The organism is Pseudomonas fluorescens, assembly GCF_001307155.1.
GTDB classification, from domain to species: domain Bacteria; phylum Pseudomonadota; class Gammaproteobacteria; order Pseudomonadales; family Pseudomonadaceae; genus Aquipseudomonas; species Aquipseudomonas helvetica.
The window spans coordinates 3,078,285-3,094,251 of the sequence record NZ_CP012830.1 but is presented as its reverse complement, the minus strand read 5'-3'; the positions used below and the strand labels follow the sequence as shown (position 1 = coordinate 3,094,251).

At 61.2% G+C, this 15,967-nt stretch carries 15 protein-coding genes and 1 pseudogene; 10 read left to right on the top strand and 6 right to left on the bottom strand.

Translation table 11 applies throughout. From position 1 onward, the window contains the following. The first annotated feature begins 29 nt into the window (after positions 1 to 29). Positions 30 to 308: a type II toxin-antitoxin system RelE/ParE family toxin gene (locus AO353_RS13930; RefSeq protein ID WP_054595487.1), complete on the top strand. Its 279-nt coding sequence runs from the start codon at positions 30 to 32 to the stop codon at positions 306 to 308. A gap of 14 nt (positions 309 to 322) precedes the next feature. Then, on the top strand, positions 323 to 610 hold the full coding sequence (locus AO353_RS13925) for a HigA family addiction module antitoxin (RefSeq protein ID WP_173860029.1): 288 nt from the start codon (positions 323 to 325) through the stop codon (positions 608 to 610). Between the two features lie 6 nt (positions 611 to 616). Here the strand turns inward: AO353_RS13925 and AO353_RS13920 are convergent, their stop codons facing one another. Together AO353_RS13920 and AO353_RS13915 are read right to left on the bottom strand one after the other, a co-directional pair. After that, positions 617 to 1,168, bottom strand: coding sequence for a DJ-1 family glyoxalase III (locus AO353_RS13920; protein WP_054595486.1), 552 nt, complete (start codon positions 1,166 to 1,168; stop codon positions 617 to 619). 80 nt (positions 1,169 to 1,248) lie between these two features. Further along, a complete protein-coding gene (locus AO353_RS13915) occupies positions 1,249 to 1,707 on the bottom strand; it encodes a DUF4879 domain-containing protein (protein ID WP_054595485.1) in 459 nt (152 codons plus the stop codon). Between the two features lie 215 nt (positions 1,708 to 1,922). Between AO353_RS13915 and AO353_RS13910 the strand changes: the two genes are divergently transcribed. Then, positions 1,923 to 3,218, top strand: a complete 1,296-nt coding sequence (locus AO353_RS13910) for an NCS2 family permease (protein ID WP_054595484.1) — start codon at positions 1,923 to 1,925, stop codon at positions 3,216 to 3,218. Further along, positions 3,215 to 4,294, top strand: coding sequence for a tRNA (uridine(54)-C5)-methyltransferase TrmA (trmA, locus tag AO353_RS13905; RefSeq protein WP_054595483.1), 1,080 nt, complete (start codon positions 3,215 to 3,217; stop codon positions 4,292 to 4,294). The genes AO353_RS13910 and trmA overlap by 4 nt, the downstream gene beginning before the upstream one ends. Positions 4,295 to 4,349: 55 nt before the next feature. Here trmA and AO353_RS13900 read toward each other — a convergent pair whose 3' ends face one another. Next, positions 4,350 to 5,243, bottom strand: a complete 894-nt coding sequence (locus AO353_RS13900; RefSeq protein ID WP_054595482.1) for a PA4780 family RIO1-like protein kinase — start codon at positions 5,241 to 5,243, stop codon at positions 4,350 to 4,352. A gap of 368 nt (positions 5,244 to 5,611) precedes the next feature. Here AO353_RS13900 and AO353_RS32145 point away from each other — a divergent pair. Together AO353_RS32145 and AO353_RS32140 are read left to right on the top strand one after the other, a co-directional pair. Then, positions 5,612 to 6,700: pseudogene (locus AO353_RS32145) on the top strand (cache domain-containing protein); the annotation flags it as partial. A gap of 90 nt (positions 6,701 to 6,790) precedes the next feature. Then, positions 6,791 to 7,558, top strand: a complete 768-nt coding sequence (locus tag AO353_RS32140) for a methyl-accepting chemotaxis protein (RefSeq protein ID WP_371917654.1) — start codon at positions 6,791 to 6,793, stop codon at positions 7,556 to 7,558. 176 nt (positions 7,559 to 7,734) lie between these two features. Here the strand turns inward: AO353_RS32140 and AO353_RS13890 are convergent, their stop codons facing one another. After that, positions 7,735 to 8,526: an AraC family transcriptional regulator gene (locus tag AO353_RS13890; RefSeq protein ID WP_054595480.1), complete on the bottom strand. Its 792-nt coding sequence runs from the start codon at positions 8,524 to 8,526 to the stop codon at positions 7,735 to 7,737. Positions 8,527 to 8,609: 83 nt separating this feature from the next. Here AO353_RS13890 and AO353_RS13885 point away from each other — a divergent pair, with 83 nt between their 5' ends. Continuing rightward, on the top strand, positions 8,610 to 9,638 hold the full coding sequence (locus tag AO353_RS13885; RefSeq protein ID WP_054595479.1) for a bile acid:sodium symporter family protein: 1,029 nt from the start codon (positions 8,610 to 8,612) through the stop codon (positions 9,636 to 9,638). On the opposite strand, the gene AO353_RS13880 is transcribed toward AO353_RS13885, so the two are convergent. After that, positions 9,625 to 10,902, bottom strand: a complete 1,278-nt coding sequence (locus tag AO353_RS13880) for an acetyl-CoA C-acetyltransferase (RefSeq protein WP_054595478.1) — start codon at positions 10,900 to 10,902, stop codon at positions 9,625 to 9,627. The two genes, AO353_RS13885 and AO353_RS13880, sit on opposite strands and share 14 nt — an antisense overlap. A gap of 118 nt (positions 10,903 to 11,020) precedes the next feature. On the opposite strand from AO353_RS13880, the gene AO353_RS13875 reads away from it, so the two are divergent. Beyond that, positions 11,021 to 12,373, top strand: coding sequence for a 3-oxoacyl-ACP reductase (locus AO353_RS13875; RefSeq protein WP_054595477.1), 1,353 nt, complete (start codon positions 11,021 to 11,023; stop codon positions 12,371 to 12,373). A gap of 2 nt (positions 12,374 to 12,375) precedes the next feature. Continuing rightward, entirely contained in the window at positions 12,376 to 13,230 is an 855-nt protein-coding gene (locus AO353_RS13870; protein ID WP_054595476.1) for a MaoC family dehydratase, read from the top strand. 20 nt (positions 13,231 to 13,250) lie between these two features. Here AO353_RS13870 and AO353_RS13865 read toward each other — a convergent pair whose 3' ends face one another. Then, a complete protein-coding gene (locus AO353_RS13865; RefSeq protein ID WP_054595475.1) occupies positions 13,251 to 13,700 on the bottom strand; it encodes a DMT family transporter in 450 nt (149 codons plus the stop codon). A 389-nt stretch (positions 13,701 to 14,089) separates the two neighbouring features. Here AO353_RS13865 and AO353_RS13860 point away from each other — a divergent pair, with 389 nt between their 5' ends. Continuing rightward, positions 14,090 to 15,871 (top strand): collagen-like triple helix repeat-containing protein, encoded by a 1,782-nt coding sequence (locus AO353_RS13860; RefSeq protein WP_054595474.1) that lies wholly within the window; start codon positions 14,090 to 14,092, stop codon positions 15,869 to 15,871. Positions 15,872 to 15,967 lie beyond the last annotated feature (96 nt).

Genomic DNA, 15,967 nt, shown 5'->3' with positions numbered 1-15,967 from the left:
GGTGTAATGTATCGCCTTACACTGACGCCATGATCAAATCCTTTCAGCACAAAGGCCTTCGTGGCTTCTATGAAACCGGTTCGACTCGTGGGATCCGCACCGATCATGCGAAACGCCTGGCCCGCATGTTGCCGTTCATGGATCGTGCACTGAGCCCGGGCGACCTGGACCTTCCCGGTTGGCGCCTGCATCCGCTCAAGGGCGATCTTCAGACCTATTGGTCACTGAACGTTTCCGGGAACTGGCGGCTGATTTTTCGCTTTATCGGTTCAGACATCGAACTGGTCGACTATCTGGACTATCACTGAACAGGAGGCAGGACATGCCTATGCACAACCCGCCACACCCTGGCGAAACACTTCTGCTGGATGTGTTGCCGGAACTCGGCGTCAGTATCACCGAGCTGGCCAAGCGGCTTGGCTACGCCCGCCCGCATTTCTCGCGGGTGCTTCACGGTCATGCCCCTATCAGCCCGGATCTGGCAGTACGGCTGGAGCGCGCCGGTATCGGCAAGGCAAGAACCTGGCTAGGCGTTCAGACTGACTACGATCTCTGGCAAGCCGAGCACCGCGAACAGCCCCCCATCGAGCGTTTCGCCGCCCAGGCGTGAAAGCCGCTACGCCAGCAACTCCCCCGCCACCGCAGCCCTGACGGCTTTGCCACACAGTCGTTCAACCAGCACCAAGGCAAACGCCAGGGCAGCGCTCGAACCTTGAGCGGTGATGCAGTTGCCGTCGATGACCACGGGTTGATCGACGAATGTGCAGCCGAGCAGTTGATGACTGGCCGCAGGCAGACAGGTCATGCGCCGCTGACGCAATACGCCAAAGGCTTGCAGCGCCAGCGCCGGCGACTCGGCGATACCGGCAAACATGCGCCCGGCGGCGGATTGATCCTGGACCAGCTGTAACAAGGGTTGATGAGCCGCCAGGCGCTGTGCGCCGACGGCGCCACCCGGCAAAACGACCAGGTCGAACGGTTGCGCCAACACATCGATCAGCATCGCGTCGGCGGTCAATCGGGTGCCACGGGCGCAGGTGAGCATGCGCCGTGACTCGATGCTCGCCACCACCACTTCGACTTTCGCCCGGCGCAACACGTCGATCAGTGTCACGGCTTGCAGGTCGTCGATACCTTCGGCAAGGGTAATCAGGGCTCTAAAGGTCATGGTCTGCGTCCACAGGGTGATCCTTAAAGCGTAGTCAGCTTTGTCGACAGATGTTCGAGCCTGCTGTTACCCAGTGAAAGTTACTTGATGTACAGCTGCGTCGATATCGTATTGCCCGGTGCATTGATCGAGGTATTGCTGAAGGTGAAAGTGCCTTCCTGCTTACCCGCCAGATCAAAGGTGTAGAGGTTGCCGACGATTTTGCTGGCCACCCCGGAGCATTCCGTCAAATTGCCGTTGCCATAGGCGCAGACAGGCGCCCGCACGCCATTGACTTCAAAGCCGTCCAGCGTTGCATTTGGCAGGCGGCCGTAGCCGATCTCCAGCACGTAGATCTTGATGTTGGGGCCTGCGTGATCGCACTTCGTCTTGTCCTGCCCTGGCGCAATATCTTCAATGCCGCAGGAGGTCGACTGGACCTTGAGCACCTTGACTTCGCTCAGCGGTGGTGCGGACGCTGCCAGTGCGGTGTGCGCACCGAGCAGCATGGCACCAGACAAGCCAAAAGCCAGAATCATCCTGTTCTTTATAGAAGACATATCCACTCCCAAAACCAGCGCGCAGTATGCCCCACTCCCTCAAACTGCAAAACATCGCCGACGATCAACGCCATTAGGCAGCCATAGCCGCACGCTGCTGGTATGATGCGCGGCTTTTTCCGACCGACAGAAAATACTCAGGCGCCTGGCACGGCCTGTGCTTTGCTGTTGAAGTCGATACATTCACGGCGCCGGGTGCGCCACGAGGAGCAGGCATGCTGGAAAGGCTGTTTCAACTCAAGGCACACAACACCAACGTGCGTACCGAGATTCTTGCCGGTATCACGACCTTTTTGGCCATGGCCTACATTCTGTTCGTCAACCCGAGCATCCTCGGCGAGACCGGCATGGACAAGGGCGCGGTGTTTGTCGCGACGTGCCTGGCAGCGGCCATTGGCTCGACGGTGATGGGCCTGATCGCCAACTACCCGATCGCGCTGGCGCCAGGCATGGGCCTGAACGCCTTCTTCACCTACACCGTTGTCCTGCACATGGGCCATACCTGGCAAGTGGCGCTGGGGGCGGTGTTCATCTCGGCGGTCATGTTTTTCCTGTTGTCGATCTTTCGCATCCGCGAATGGATCATCAACAGCATCCCGCTGGCCTTGCGCTCGGCGATTGCCGCCGGTATCGGTCTGTTCCTGGCGCTGATCGCCCTGCACAACGCCGGCATCGTGGTCAGCAACCAGGCGACCATGGTTGGCCTCGGCGACCTGAAACAACCGGCACCGATCCTCGCGACCCTGGGTTTTGCGCTGATCGTCGCCCTCGAAGCCCTGAAAGTGCGCGGTGCCGTGCTGATCGGCATCCTGGCGGTGACCATCGTTTCCATCGCCCTGGGCTTCACACCGTTCGGCGGCGTGATGGCGATGCCACCTTCGCTGGCGCCGACCTTCCTGCAACTGGACATCAAGGGCGCGCTGGACATCGGTCTGGTCAGCGTGATTTTCGCTTTCCTGTTCGTCGACCTGTTCGATAACTCCGGCACCCTGATCGGCGTCGCCAAGCGCGCCGGCCTGATGGGCAAGGACGGCCACATGCCGAAAATGGGTCGTGCACTGATCGCCGACAGCACCGCGGCCATGGCCGGTTCCCTGCTGGGCACCTCGACCACCACCAGTTACATCGAGTCGGCAGCGGGCGTCAGTGCCGGCGGCCGCACCGGCCTGACTGCCGTCGTGGTGGCCGTTCTGTTCCTGCTGGCGTTGTTCTTCGCACCACTGGCCGCCAGCGTACCGGCCTTCGCCACCGCACCGGCCTTGCTGTTCGTCGCCGTACTGATGACCTCCGGCCTGGCGGAAATAGACTGGGACGACATCACCGTTGCCGCGCCCGTGGTCGTTACCGCGCTGGCCATGCCGTTCACTTACTCCATTGCCAACGGTATCGCGTTCGGGTTCATTTCCTGGACCGCCATCAAGTTGCTGTCCGGCCGTGGCCGTGAACTGAACTCGGCGTTGGTGGTTCTGTCGATTCTGTTCGTGATCAAGTTGGGTTGGTTCAACGCATGACTTTCGATTCCCAGGCTTACACGGCTCAGCTCGAAGAAAAGGCCACGCGCTTGCGTGACCTGCTGGCGCCGTTCGATGCACCCGAACTTGCAGTGTTCGACTCACCGCTGGCGAACTTTCGCCTGCGCGCCGAATTCCGCTTGTGGCGCGAAGCCGGCGAGCGTCATTACGCGATGTTCTCCCAGGAAGACAAACGCACGCCGATCCTGATCGAAGAGTTCCCGATCGCAAGCCAGCGCATCAACCAGTTGATGCCGCAGCTCAAGGCCGCCTGGCAAGCCAGCGCCGCCCTGAGCCACAAGCTGTTTCAGGTGGAGTTCCTGACCACCCTGGCCGGCGATGCGATGATCACCTTGTGTTATCACCGCCCGCTGGACGAGCATTGGCACGCGGCCGCGTCGAAACTGGCCGCCGACCTCAACGTCAGCGTAATCGGTCGCTCCAAGGGCAAACGCGAAGTGATCGGCCATGATTATGTGGTCGAGAAACTTGAAGTCGGTGGTCGCACCTTCAGCTATCGCCAACCGGAAGGCGCGTTCACCCAGCCGAACGGTACGGTGAACCAGAAGATGCTCAACTGGGCTTACGACGCTCTGGGTGATCGTTGCGACGATTTGCTGGAGTTGTATTGCGGTAACGGCAACTTCACCCTGCCGCTGGCGACCCGCGTGCGCAAAGTGCTGGCCACCGAAATCAGCAAGACCTCGGTGAATGCGGCGCTGAGCAACCTCAGTGAAAACGCTGTGGATAACGTCACCCTGGTGCGTCTGTCTGCCGAAGAGCTGACCGAAGCGCTGAATGAAGTTCGCCCGTTCCGCCGTTTGCACGGCATTGATCTGAAGAGCTACGAGTTCGGTAGCGTGTTCGTCGACCCACCGCGCGCCGGCATGGACCCGGACACGTGCGAGCTGACCCGACGCTTCGAGAACATTCTGTACATCTCGTGCAATCCGGAAACGCTGGCGGCCAACATCGCCCAATTGCACGACACCCACCGCATCACCCGCTGTGCGATGTTCGATCAGTTCCCGTGGACGCACCACATGGAATCCGGGGTCTTGCTGACCCGGCGTTGATTGCATTCGCCCAATACAAAAAATCCGGCCGAAGCCGGATTTTTTATTCAACCGATCACTGCATCCACGGTGGAGGCGGTTCTTCGGTTTTACCTGGTGGGGCGTCGTCTGCGGCGCGAACCGCTTGCCGTCGCTCCTCGTCAAGGCGTGCGGCCTCGATCTCACGCATGATGCCGCCCACGTCCGCCAGCTCTTCCGGCTCGTCGAACTCACCGGTCAGGACGCTGGCCGGGTGCAGGGTGCCGGCTTCATACAGGGCCCACATTTCCTTGGCGTACTTGGTCCGCTTCAACTCCGGCGCAAAACGCCCGAAGTACGAGGCCATGTTGCCCACGTCGCGCTCCAGCATGCTGAACGCGTGGTTGTTGCCAGCAGCATCGACTGCCTGGGGCAAGTCGATGATCACCGGACCATCCGGGGTCAGCAGTACGTTGAACTCGGACAGGTCACCGTGCACCAGACCGGTACACAGCATCAGCACGATCTGTGAAATCAGGAAGGCGTGGTATTCACGCGCCTGATCCGCTTCCAGCACCACGTCATTGAGACGCGGCGCGGCATCGCCGTACTCGTCCGCCACCAGCTCCATCAGCAGCACGCCTTCCAGGAAGTCGAACGGCTTGGGGACTCGCACCCCGGCACTGGCCAAACGGAACAATGCCGCAACCTCGGCGTTCTGCCAGGCGTCTTCGGTTTCTTTACGACCGAACTTGGAGCCCTTGGCCATCGCGCGAGCCTGACGGCTGTTACGGACCTTGCGACCTTCCTGATACTCGGCCGCCTGACGAAAACTTCGTTTATTCGCCTCCTTGTAAACCTTGGCGCAACGTAACTCGTTGCCGCAGCGCACCACATAAACAGCTGCTTCTTTACCACTCATGAGTGGGCGCAGCACCTCGTCAACCAGACCGTCCTCGATCAGCGGTTCAATGCGTTTTGGAGTCTTCATCAGCTTTTATTGTGGGTCCTTTATTACCAAACACGCGAATGTCACTCGTTATACGGCAATCCTTCCCCGTCGGGGAGGGGTTGCCGACCTATGAACGTTGCAGATGCACCCAATGTGCCAGATTAATCAGGTAAACCCTGTTGAGCGACGAAGATCATAGCCGAGAGTCAGCCGCACGTTGGCGACTGGATCAGCAGGCATTTGCGACAGCGTCTGAGATCAGACAAGCCACTCTTTGTAGGATTTTTACCAATAGTCCTCAATTTCCGCCCCTGGCGGCCGAAGCCATCAAAGAGAAAGGAATTTGTCCGACAATCCGCGGGGCGTCAGCACTACGTGGGCTTAATAAGAAAAAAACTGGAGCGCGGATGAACATCAAACAAAAACTGACGTGGGCGTTTGCAATCATCGCCTGCTTGCCGGTTGTGCTGGTCGCCACCCTGGTGGTCATGAACCTGCGCAGCGATGCCAAAGATAACTTTGTCGACGGCAGCGGTCGAGAGATCCGCCAGGTCAGCAACGCCATGCAACTGTTCTTCGACGGCATCAGCCAGAACGTCAACTACCTGGCCTCCCAGCCGCTGATCAAAAACACCGACGCCAGTCTCAAAACCTACATGAGCGCCAATGCGACGGAAATTTCGCAAGGCGAGATGGACAAGCAGGTGTTTGCCTTGCTGCAAGACCTGGGCGCCAGTCATCCGTCGTACGCGTACGCCATCGTCGGCACCAGTGCCGGGGGTTACGTGTCCTGGCCCGATGACCCGAAACTGGCCAATTACGACCCGCGCCAACGTCCCTGGTACAAGGCAGCGCAAGCCAAACCGGGCAAACCGTTTCGCACCGAGGCTTATTACTGGGCTCAGGATGATGCGACTTACGTCAGCACCGTGCGCACCCTCGACAACAAGCTCGGCGCCAATGGCGGCGTGGTCAGCATCGACGTGACGCTCAAGCAGCTCACCGAGATCGTCAAACAGATCAAGCTCGGTGAAACCGGCTACCTGATGCTGATGGAAAACAACGGCACGGTGCTGGTCGACCCGAAACAGCCAGAGCACAACTTCAAAGCGCTGGGCAGCCTGGGCGACGGTTACGCGCAACTGGCCAAGGCTGGCAAAGGTCTGGTCGAAGTCGAGTTGAACGGCGAGCGCTACATGGCCAACGTCTGGCCGTCGGAGCAACTGGGCTGGACCTTCATCGGCCTGATCAAGCAAACCGACGTGATGAGCTCTGCCACTGCGCTGACTTGGCTGATCGCGATCATCGCCGCCGTACTGGCGGTATTCTTCGCCGTGGTCGGCGCCAGTTTCGCCAGCCTCATCGTGCGGCCGATCCGCAGCGTCGCCAGCGGTCTGGAAGGCATCGCCCAAGGTCAAGGTGACTTGACCCAGAACCTGCAGATCCGTGGCAGCGACGAAACCGCGCAACTGGCCAACTGGTTCAACCAGTTCCTCGCCGCGATTCGCAGCCTGATCCAGCACATCGGCGGCGCTGCGACCAAAATCCTTGCCAACTCGCAAAGCGCGACCCAAGTCTCCAGCGACATGGCCGACGCCGCCGGGCGCCAACGTGAAGCGGTGGACATGGTGTCCACGGCGTTCCACGAGATGGTCGCCACCGCCAACGAAGTCGCGCGCTCCTGTAGCCAGGCCGCCGAGTCGGCCGACAGCGGCCAGCGTCAGGCCCGCGAAGGTCAGCAACAGATCGATGCCGCCGTGCACAGCGTCGACAAGTTGAGCCAGGAAATCGAGCAATCGGCGCAGTCGATGCAGCAGCTGGAACGCGACAGCAATGACATTCAGTCAATCCTTGGCACCATTCGCTCCATCGCCGAGCAAACCAACCTGCTGGCACTGAACGCTGCGATCGAAGCGGCTCGCGCTGGCGAGCAGGGTCGTGGTTTTGCGGTGGTGGCCGATGAGGTTCGCGCACTGGCCAAACGCACGGCCGATTCCACCGCGGAAATCGACGGACTGCTCGGCAACCTGGCCAAGCGCACCAGCCAGGTCACCCAGCAAATGCACGCCAGCCTCGAGGTGTCGCAACAGTCGGTGAGCCGGATCGGCGAAGCGCGCAACAGTTTCGGGCAGATTCGCGAATCGGTGGATGTGATCCGCGACATGAACACCCAGATCGCCACCGCCGCCGAAGAACAGCATCAGGTCGCCGAAGACATCAACCGACACATCAGCCAGATCCATGGCGATGCGCAGTTGGTGGCCGAACTGGCCAACTCGGCACGGCTCGACTCCCAGAGTCTGGCGGGGTTGTCGAATGAGCTGGACGGGTTGGTGCGACGGTTCCGTACTTAATCACCTCGATCGCCCCAGCAGACACTGCCCCCTGTGGCGAGGGAGCTTGCTCCCGCTGGAGCGCGAAGCGGTCCCCATTCAGTCAACGCGGTCTATCAGGTAGGCCGCATTTTCTGGATTACGACTGCTTCGCCCGAGCGCGGACCGGCCGGCGGGAGCAAGCTCCCTCGCCACAATTACTGTTTGAACAACTCTCCCGGGGTAAACCCGAACAGGCTTTTGAACGCGGCAATAAACGCCGACGTCGAGTCATAACCGCTGGACAGCGCCGCCGTGGTCACGCTGTTACCGTCTTCCAGCAAACTCAATGACGACAACAGCCGCATGCGCTGGCGCCAACTGCGGAAACTCAATCCGGTTTCACGCTGGAACAGGCGCATCAAGGTTTTCTCCGACGTCCCCAATCGTTCGGCCCATTCATGCAACGTCACGTTCTGTTCAGGGCTTTCGATCAGTTCGTTACACAACCCAAGCAAACGCGGGTGACGTGGCAACGGCAGAGAGAAACCGACTTCCGGCAGGCTCGCCAGCTGATCCAGCAGCACCTCGACCAGGCGTGCTTCACGGCTGTCACCCTCTGGGTAGTCCACCGGCAGCAGGCAAAAACTCTTGATCAACTCACGCGCCAGCGGCGTAACTTCCAGCACCCGGCAACGCTCGTCCGCCCAGGCACATGCCTCACGCCGCACATAGAGACTGCGCATTTCCGCGCGCATCGAAGTCACCACCTGGTGTTCCAGGTCAGCCGGAATCCAGATCCCCCACTGCGGCGGCGCAAAGAAACTGCCCTCGGCGGTGTGTACGCCGAGCACACCACTGATGGCGTAGGAAAACTGCACCCAATCGTGGCGATGAGGTGGCGTCCACGAGCCGGCGCTGAGGCTCTCCGCACGGGCAAACAGCGGGCGCGGCAACGCTGTCAGGGTCGGGATGGTCCGTTCGAGGGAAATTTGTCCGTTAGCCGGCATTGGTTGGCCTTATGTCGCAAGACGGGCGAAAGTCTTGACCTTAGGCTAGGTCATCCCTTCTGACAATGCCTTCGGTGCCCGTTATGCATGCCTTCAAACACCTCAAACGCGTGGTCACCGACTGGTTCCTGTGCGGGATGCTGATCGCCACGCTGCTGTCCTGGGTCTTCCCGCACTTCGGTGCAACGGGGGGCGCGATGCATGCTGAGTGGGTGATCAACATTGGCGTGTTCCTGGTGTTCTTCCTGCACGGGGTCAACCTGTCGAGCGAGCAAATCCGCCACGGTTTGAAAAACTGGCGCCTGCACCTGATGGTCCAGGGCTTCACCTTTCTGGTGTTCCCGCTGATATGGCTGATAAGCGACAAGCTGCTGGGCTCACACATTCCGTCGCTGCTGATGCTCGGGTTCTTCTACCTGTGCGCCCTGCCCTCGACCATTTCCTCTTCCGTGGCCTTGACCGGCAGCGCCGGTGGCAACGTGCCGGCGGCGATTCTCAACGCGAGCCTGTCCAGCGTACTGGGAATTTTCCTCACGCCATTACTGGTGAGCCTGGTGGTGGGCAGCGGCGCTGGCGGCATCGACCTGGGTTCAACCCTGCTCGATCTCTGTGCCATGTTGCTGTTGCCGCTGGTACTGGGTCAGTTGCTGCGGCCGCCGTTCGGCAAGTTTTTCAGTCGCCACAAGCGCTACACCAACATCGTCGACAAACTGGTGATCCTGCTGCTGGTCTACGCGGCGTTCTGCAACTCGATGGTTTCCGGGATGTGGCAGCAACAGGGCAATACGGTGATTCTCAGCGCATTGCTCGGCAGTGCCATGCTGCTGGCGATCATTCTGTGGATGACCACCCGCACCGCCCGTGCCCTGAAGTTCAGCCCCGCCGATGAGATCGCTGCAGTGTTCTGCGCCAGTAAAAAATCCCTGGCCGCCGGTGCACCGATGGCCGCGCTGATCTTCGGTGCCAACCCGGGGCTCGGTCTGATCCTGTTGCCGATCATGATCTATCACCCGCTGCAGTTGATCGTCTGCTCGGTGATGGCCGAGCGTTATGCCAACCGCAATCGGGTATTGGCCGAACAACAAAACACTGCGGTTCTCAGCGCTCAATAATGGCGGTCACTCCCTGACCTCCGGCGGCGCAGATCGAGATCAATCCGCGGCCCTTCCCGGCGGCGTCGAGCAGCTTGGCAAGGTTGGCGACGATGCGCCCACCGGTCGCGGCAAACGGATGCCCGGCGGCCAGTGAACTGCCTTTGACGTTGAGTCGGCTGCGGTCGATCGAGCCTAGCGCGGCATCGAGGCCGAGCCGGTTTTTGCAGTAATCCGGGTCTTCCCAGGCCTTCAAGGTGCAGAGCACTTGCGCGGCGAAGGCTTCGTGGATTTCGTAGTAGTCGAAGTCCTGCAAGGTCAGGCCGTTGCGTGCCAGCAAACGCGGCACGGCGTAGACCGGCGCCATCAGCAATCCTTCGGCGCCGTTGACGAAATCCACCGCTGCCGCTTCGCCGTCGCGCCAGTAAGCGAGGATCGGCAGGCCGCGCTCTTTCGCCCACTCCTCACTGCCGAGCAGCACCAGCGACGCGCCATCGGTCAGCGGTGTCGAGTTGCCGGCGGTGAGCGTGCCTTTGTCGCTCTTGTCAAATGCCGGTTTCAACGACGCGAGTTTTTCCAGCGTCACGTCCGGGCGCAGGTTGTTGTCGCGGGTCAGGCCGAGGAACGGGGTCATCAGATCGTTCTGCCAGCCCTCGGCGTAGGCCGCGGCCATTTTCTGGTGGCTTTCCAGCGCCAGCTGATCCTGCTCGGCACGGGGAATGTTCCAGGTCTGCGCCATCAACTCGCAATGCTGCCCCATCGATAGCCCTGTGCGCGGCTCGCCGTTACGCGGAAACTCGGGGATCAAATGCCGGGGACGCAATTGCAGGAAAGTCTTCAGCTTGTCGCCGGTGCTCTTGGCACGATTGGCTTGCAGCAGAATCTTGCGCAAGCCGTCGCTGACACTGATCGGCGCATCGGATGTGGTGTCGACACCACCGGCAATGCCGCAGTCGATCTGCCCCAGGGCAATCTTGTTCGCCACCAGCAACGCTGCTTCCAGCCCGGTGCCGCAGGCCTGCTGAATGTCATAGGCCGGGGTGGTCGGTGACAGTCGCGAGCCGAGCACACATTCGCGGGTCAAGTTGAGGTCCCGGGAAAGCTTGAGTACCGCCCCCGCCACCACTTCGCCCATGCGCAGGCCATGCAGGTTGTAGCGTTCGATCAAGCCTTCGAGCGCCGCCGTCAGCATTGACTGATTACTGGCAGTGGCATACGGCCCGTTGGAGCGAGCAAAAGGAATGCGATTACCGCCGATGATCGCAACGCGGCGCAACTGAGTCATGAAAAGCTCCTATTCTGTGAAAGGCATAACCCACAAGCGTAGGCCTTATCTCGTGGGTCGAACGACTGATCGCGATTCATGGTCCACACCTTGAACCCCCACTGCCGGAGAGCCTTCCATGTCTGACCGCTATATCGACTTCGCCAATTCGGCCCTCGGCCACCGCCTGGTCGGGGCCCTTGGCCTGCCGTCGCCGGTTCGTCTGGAACGCTGGGAGGCCGGTCGCCTGCGGCCCGTCAATGGCGCGCTGTTGATCGGTGGCGGCCCGCTGTCACAGAACGTCAGCGCGTTCGCCAACAAACTCACCGAGCAGATTTACAGCTACGGCCCTGAACCCTTGCTGGCCCAGGCATGGATTCCGGGCCACGGTCCCAAGCTCAAGGCCGTGGTGTTCGACGCCAGTGACCTGATGCAGACCGGGCAACTCAAGCAGCTGCGTGAGTTCTTTCAGCCGTTGATGAAAAACCTCGAGCACAGCGCCCATCTGGTGATTTTCGGGCGCGCACCGGAAACCTTGAGCGACCCGTTCGCCGCCAGTGCCCAACGTGCACTCGAAGGCTTCAGTCGCTCGCTGGCCAAAGAGTTGCGTAGTGGCGGCACCTTGCAGTTGCTGTATGTGGGGGCCGGAGCTGAAGGCCAACTCGAAGGGGCGCTGCGGTTTTTCCTCTCGCCAAAGAGTGCTTATGTCTCGGGACAGGTTGTGCGGCTGAACGCTTGCGACACTCAGGTCCAGGACTGGACTCGCCCGTTGGCGGGGCGCACGGCGCTGGTCACGGGCGCCGCTCGCGGGATCGGCGCATCGATCGCCGAAACCCTGGCCCGCGACGGGGCGCAGGTGATGCTGCTCGACGTACCACCGGCCAAGACCGATCTCGATGCCCTCGCCGCCCGCCTCGGCGGCCACAGCATCACCCTCGATATCTGCGCCGAAGACGCCGCTGCGCAATTGATCGAGCAATTACCGAACGGCATCGACATTGTGGTTCATAACGCGGGCATCACCCGCGATAAAACCCTGGCCAACATGACACCGGAATTCTGGGATGCGGTGCTTGCAGTGAACCTGAATGCACCGCAAGTATTGACCAAAGCGCTGCTCGACGGCGGCGCCCTGCACGATAACGCTCGGGTGATTCTGCTGGCGTCGATCAGCGGCATCGCCGGCAATCGCGGGCAAGCCAATTACGCCGCGAGCAAGGCCGGACTGATCGGTCTGGCGCAGGCCTGGGCGCTACTGTTGGCAGCGCGCGGAATCAGCATCAACGCCGTCGCCCCTGGCTTTATCGAAACCCGAATGACCGCACAGATTCCATTTACCTTGCGTGAGGCCGGGCGACGCATGAGTTCACTGGGCCAAGGCGGACTGCCGCAAGACGTTGCTGAAGCCGTCGCCTGGCTGGCCCAACCCGGCAGCGGCGCGGTCAGCGGGCAGGCGCTGCGGGTGTGTGGGCAAAGTGTCTTGGGGGCCTGAACATGGAAACAGATTGGCATTCACAGAGCACTACACCGTACTTGCCCGAGTTGTATTGGCGGGCGGCGACGCGGCGCAAGATCACCGGCACCACCCTGCCCGAGGATGGCTTTCGTTGCTGGGTCAACGTTGACCTCAAGCGTTTGGCAGCCTATCGCAAGGTGTGCGGGTTTACCGATAACGGCCTGTTGCCACCGACCTATCCTCATGTGCTGGCGTTCGCCCTGCAGATGCAATTGCTCACTGCCAGGACGTTTCCGTTTCCGCTGCTGGGGCTGGTTCACCTGGCCAATCGCATCCGTATCCTGCGCCCCTTGGGCGCAGTCGCTCGAGTGCGGGTAAGCGTGCGGGTGCAGAACCTGCAACCCCACGCCAAGGGCGCGGTGTTTGAGTTGATCACCACGATTGACGACGCACTCGGGCCGCTCTGGGAGGCCGAAAGCCAGATGCTCTGCAAAGGCGTGAAACTTCCCGGCGAAGCAATTGAGCCGTCGACGGATTCTGCCCTGACCATGAACGAGGTCACCCGCTGGTGGGCGCCCAGTGAGATTGGCCGGCGCTACGCCAGGGTTTCCGGTGACTACAACCCGATTCACCTGAGCGCTCTCAGCGCCAGACTCTTCGGTTTCCCCCGGGCCATCGCCCACGGTTTGTGGATCAAGGCGCGCACCCTCGCGGCCCTGAGCGGGCATCTGCCGACGTCGAACATCGAGATTGCCGTGCAGTTCAAGAAGCCCGTGCGCTTGCCCAGCGAGGTCTGCTTGCTGACCAGCGTTGCCGGCTCAAACGGTGACTTCAAGGTGATCGGCGCCGGGGATCTGGAACACATGTCCGGCACCTGGCGACCGCTTGCCTGAAACGGCTCAGCCGCGCCGAATCAGCCGCGCCTGATAAAGAACACACCCGCCATAATCAACACCAGCCCGGCAATTTTGCCGGCGCTGACGGGTGCTTCGCGAAACCCGGCCCAGCCGAAATGATCCAGGGTCATCGCCATCCCCAGTTGCCCGGCCAGCACCAGTGCCATGAACAGCATGGCGCCGATGCGCGGTCCGGCGAAAGCCGCCGTGGTAATAAAAAATGCGCCGAGCAGACCACCGCTCCAGTGCCACCAGGTCAGGCTTTTGAGTGTCTCCAATGCCGGGGTTTCACGCTGGACCAGGACCAGCAGAAACAACGCCACGGTGCCGACAAAAAACGAAATCAGCGCGGCGGCCAGTACGCTCGACACCTGTTTGGCCAACTGGCCATTGATACCGGCCTGCAAGGGCAAAAACGCACCCGCGACAAAAGGCAGGCAAAGCAACCACCAGACGGGGGCCGGCATGCTGTTCTCCACTGAGTAAATGAGGCGCGCAGTATACGCCGCCCTCGGATGAACCGTGGGCGGCATTTGCGTGCAGCCACGCCTGATCGCCCCCGGTTAATTGTATATATATAACTTAAGTTTTTCGAAGTGCCTCACGGCTTTCAAGAAAACACCGCTCATTGATTTATAAGGATTTTATTATAAGAAAGCGCACCCTTTCATACCGTTGGTATTAGCCCTCAAGTACAACCCGATCCGCGATATATAAGTGGTTAATACCAAGTTGAGAATGGCATGAGACAGCACCTGCATTAGATAGATAAGCAACGGACGAGGCATTGCCAGCAACAGAACTGGCAGGCCATCGAAAACAGTGATCGTTGTGACAGGTGCAAGGAAACTTACTCATGAGCTCTCACGTTTTGTTGAAAACCAGTACTGCATTGGCGTTGGTCCTGAGTCTCAGCCTGACCGGTTGCAGCAGCGGCGGTGGCGGTCATCACAGCAGTCCCGGCAGCTCATCACCTGATAGCGCCGCGGGTGCCGCAGGTGCAGGCGGCTCCAGTGGTTCGGGTAGCAGCGGCGGTACGGACGGCAGTGGTGGCGGTACGGCGGGTACTGGCGGAACCGGTGGCACTACCGGCGACACGGCAGGTACTGGCGGAACCGGTGGCACTACCGGCGGCACGGCGGGTACTGGCGGAACCGGTGGCACTACCGGCGGCACGGCAGGTACTGGCGGAACCGGTGGCACTACCGGCGGCACGGCGGGTACTGGCGGAACCGGTGGCGCTACCGGCGGCACGGCGGGTACTGGCGGAACCGGTGGCGCTACCGGCGGCACGGCGGGTACTGGCGGAACCGGTGGCGCTACCGGCGGCACGGCGGGTACTGGCGGAACCGGTGGCACTACCGGCGGGACAGGCGGAACCGGTGGCGGCACCACCAGCCCAGCCCTGACAACCAGTACGCTGGTTTCCGATCTGGGCAATACCATCAGCGGTGTAGGTGCTGGCGTGAGCGATCTCGGCACTGCCGTCGCGCCCCTTCCGGTAGTCGGCGGCGTCCTCCAAAGTGCCGTCAACACCACGGGCAATGTGGTCGATAGCCTGGGCAGCGGCCTGAGCGGCGGGCTGGGAACACTGGCTTCCAACCCATTGGCGGTGAGTAGCACCACAGCGGTGGTCGGTAATGTCGTGACTGACGTCGGCAACGGCGTGACGGATCTGAGCGGCAAACTGTCGACAACCACTCAAAGCATTCCTCTGGTCGGCGGCCTGATCACCCAGGTTGCACCCGTGGTGAGTGGGGTAGGCAGTAACGTTTCCATGCTCGGCAACACCTTGAGCACAGTGACCAGCAGTGGTCCGCTGAGCTCGTTGAGCAATGGTGTGGGCACCAACACGCTGGTTCCGGTGGTCACATTGGCTGAAGGACTGACTGGAAAGGTCGCCAGTGCCACCGGGCTAAGCGCCCCGGTCAATGGTCTGCTCAACAACGTCAGCGGTGCACTCGGTGGTTTGGGCAGCAATGTCGCCACCTCGAGCACCAGCAATCCGCTGACCAACATCATCGGTGGCGCACTGGCTAACACGGCAACCACCACTGGCGCGGCCGGTGGCCTGACGAGCACGTCGGGTACGGCGGGTGGAGTGGGTGGTCTGACGGGCAGCGGGCTGCTGGAAACCGTCGGCGGTGCAGTCGTGAATGTCGCTGGCGGACTCAACGCCGGCAACACCAACCCAACGATCAGCTCTGCCGCAGTAACGGGAGGTTCGGCGGGTAACCTCGTGGCCGGGGCAGGCACGCTCCTGGGCGGTACAGGTGTCGCGAACACGGCAGCGACCGCGCCTCTTGTCGCAGTCGGCGCAACGGTCGGCGCTGTATTGAATCCGGTCACCAGCGGTGTCGCCACTCTGACTCAACAAGTGGCCGGCACCACGGGCCTGACTGCACCGGTCAATGGGGTACTCACTCAAACCGGCGCCGCCATCAGCGGTGCAGGCACCAGTATCACCGCTGCCGCCCCCAACCCGGTTGTCACCGCGGTCGGTAATACCGTGACCGCCGCAGGTGCCACCGTCGGCAGCCTGCTCACCGGCACGACCTCGGGTGGCACCACCACTGGTGGGCTCGGCGGACTTGGTGCGCTCGGCGGCTTGACCGGCACACTGACGGGTACCAAGTAGTCATTGCACCTGGCCGATTCGACGGCCATTCCTACAGCGCCTACGCTTGGTTGGAGACGGAGGATTCAAATGGGTCTTCCGTCTTTTTCTATGTTG

Excerpts from the sequence above, each read along its gene's own strand:
- AO353_RS32140 (WP_371917654.1), top strand. The coding sequence starts at position 6,791 with ATGGCCGACGCCGCCGGGCGCCAACGTGAAGCGGTGGACATGGTGTCC.
- AO353_RS13885 (WP_054595479.1), top strand. The coding sequence starts at position 8,610 with ATGCATGCCTTCAAACACCTCAAACGCGTGGTCACCGACTGGTTCCTG.
- AO353_RS13915 (WP_054595485.1), bottom strand. The coding sequence starts at position 1,707 with ATGTCTTCTATAAAGAACAGGATGATTCTGGCTTTTGGCTTGTCTGGT.
- AO353_RS13875 (WP_054595477.1), top strand. The coding sequence starts at position 11,021 with ATGTCTGACCGCTATATCGACTTCGCCAATTCGGCCCTCGGCCACCGC.
- AO353_RS13865 (WP_054595475.1), bottom strand. The coding sequence starts at position 13,700 with ATGCCGGCCCCCGTCTGGTGGTTGCTTTGCCTGCCTTTTGTCGCGGGT.
- AO353_RS13890 (WP_054595480.1), bottom strand. The coding sequence starts at position 8,526 with ATGCCGGCTAACGGACAAATTTCCCTCGAACGGACCATCCCGACCCTG.
- trmA (WP_054595483.1), top strand. The coding sequence starts at position 3,215 with ATGACTTTCGATTCCCAGGCTTACACGGCTCAGCTCGAAGAAAAGGCC.
- AO353_RS13900 (WP_054595482.1), bottom strand. The coding sequence starts at position 5,243 with ATGAAGACTCCAAAACGCATTGAACCGCTGATCGAGGACGGTCTGGTT.
- AO353_RS13910 (WP_054595484.1), top strand. The coding sequence starts at position 1,923 with ATGCTGGAAAGGCTGTTTCAACTCAAGGCACACAACACCAACGTGCGT.
- AO353_RS13860 (WP_054595474.1), top strand. The coding sequence starts at position 14,090 with ATGAGCTCTCACGTTTTGTTGAAAACCAGTACTGCATTGGCGTTGGTC.
- AO353_RS13925 (WP_173860029.1), top strand. The coding sequence starts at position 323 with ATGCCTATGCACAACCCGCCACACCCTGGCGAAACACTTCTGCTGGAT.
- AO353_RS13930 (WP_054595487.1), top strand. The coding sequence starts at position 30 with ATGATCAAATCCTTTCAGCACAAAGGCCTTCGTGGCTTCTATGAAACC.
- AO353_RS13920 (WP_054595486.1), bottom strand. The coding sequence starts at position 1,168 with ATGACCTTTAGAGCCCTGATTACCCTTGCCGAAGGTATCGACGACCTG.
- AO353_RS13880 (WP_054595478.1), bottom strand. The coding sequence starts at position 10,902 with ATGACTCAGTTGCGCCGCGTTGCGATCATCGGCGGTAATCGCATTCCT.
- AO353_RS13870 (WP_054595476.1), top strand. The coding sequence starts at position 12,376 with ATGGAAACAGATTGGCATTCACAGAGCACTACACCGTACTTGCCCGAG.